1 protein-coding gene is annotated in these 1,836 nt (G+C 53.8%); it reads right to left on the bottom strand.

Translation table 11 applies throughout. The features are described from left to right. Positions 1 to 189: 189 nt before the first annotated feature. Entirely contained in the window at positions 190 to 1,761 is a 1,572-nt protein-coding gene (locus tag Q0824_RS17305) for an IS1182 family transposase (RefSeq protein WP_298453759.1), read from the bottom strand. Positions 1,762 to 1,836: the final 75 nt, after the last annotated feature.

Raw genomic sequence — 1,836 nt, 5'->3', positions numbered from 1 at the left:
TAACGAGCCTGTAGAAAAACCCTTCACAGAGTCTGATCCACAGCCGCCTTGTTGTTTTTTCATCACCTGCGACTAACTGGCGCAAGTTTGCTCATTCGCCGGCAACACCCGAGTATTAGTAATAATCAGCTCTTAATGCCGCCTATCCGGCTGCCTCAGGGCTTCTGCTAGCCATACCTTAGTCCAGCATCATGCCGCTAATTGTCCGTAATTCGCCAGCTTCTCAATATTGTGAACCAGGCAATACAACTGCCACTGGCCCTGCACCTTCTTTTTGCCTCGCAGGCTGAAGCGGTTCAGGCCCTTGTTGCTGCCGATGTTGCCGAACACCGGTTCCACCACCGACATTCGATGGCCGTATATCTCTTTGCCTTGTGGGCTATCCACCCGATGTTTCATCCAGTCCGTGTAGTTGGGGAGTCGTTTGTTTTCGATCGTGAACGACACCTGTCGGCCAGACCCATTGCGGTGATCCGCTGATGCTGGATTCTGCATGCACTTGTGCTTCTTCGGGCAGTGGCGGCACTGAAGCAACCGACCCCCGAAGTGTACCCGGATCTTGCCATTCTCAGTTTCCCTTTGGCCCCGGTAGGTCAGTGTTTCACCAGCCGGGCAGATACAGCTAAGGTTCACGGGATCGAACTGGAATTCACTGGCTGCAAGGGTGTCTTTCCAACCCTTATCCGGGAGGTTCTGGTGCCGCTTACCGTATTTGTTTTTCTGCTCCACGAACTTCGGGTCGCGGCTGCGAAAGCGGTTGTCCGGGATGTAGCCGTTGATCTGTTGTTCGTGCAGGTATTTCATGTTCGCTTCGTTGGCGAAGCCAGTATCGGCGGTGACAATCGCGCCGGTTTGGTAGAGGTTGTCGGCAATGCCCAGCTTTTTATAACGCTGCTGAACCGTCTCCAGCACCGGCGTTAAAGTGTGGTGTTCTTGCCCTTCGCCGAAGGCCTGGGCATCGATGATGATCTGGTGTTTCTTGTCCACCGTGGCCACGCCGTTATAGCCCTGGATCGTGCCCTTGCTGGTGGTCATCTTGCCGCTTTCGTTATCGGTGATGTTGCTCTTCACTTCCTTGCGTCGTTTCCCCTGGCCCATCCTTGGGCTGTGCGTCTTTAGGAAACGGTCGACTTTGGACATCGCCTCATCCAGCGACAGGATGGTGTTGGCGCGGCGGATATCCCCATCCAGTTCCGCTTCGGTTTCCGCCTCATCCCGGGCGTGGTGTTCACGCAAATGGTGGCGAATCAGCCGTTTCAGCTTGTCCCGCTTTTCGCCCAACTCTTTAAAGGTGCCCGACCATTCTTTGGCGGCATTCGAGGACATTTTACAGCCGTCGATGGCGAACAGCTCGTTACCCAGCAGCCCTTGTTCATGGCACACCAACAATACCTGCTCGAACAGTTTTTCAATTTCATCGGCGTGAAGGCTGACGAACTTGGCCAGGGTGGTGAAGTGGGGAACCGTGTCGCAGGACAGCGCTTTAAAGATGATGTTGGTCTCGCAGCACCATTGGATCTCGCGACTGGAAGTGATGCCTTTGGAGTAAGCAAACAGAATGATCTTCAGAAGAATAGCCGGATCGTAGGCCATGCGGCCAGTGTCGTCGTTGCGGTACTTGGGATGAAACACCGACAGATCCAGCTTGTGTTCAACCAGGTAATGAACGGCGTGTTCAAAGGTGCCAGGCTGAAGCTGTTCCTGATAATTGATGACGACCATCGCATCTTGGTCGTAGTTGTAATGCTTGAAGCGGGGCATTCCGACGACTCCTTGTCTGTTTGCTCAATGCTACCAAAAACGACCTGTTTTGGGGTTTTTCTACAGCCTCAACGC

The sequence above is a fragment of the uncultured Marinobacter sp. genome (assembly GCF_947488835.1).
Taxonomy (GTDB): Bacteria; Pseudomonadota; Gammaproteobacteria; order Pseudomonadales; family Oleiphilaceae; genus Marinobacter.
Note: the sequence above shows the minus strand (reverse complement) of the source record. Positions and strands in the feature narration are given on the sequence as shown.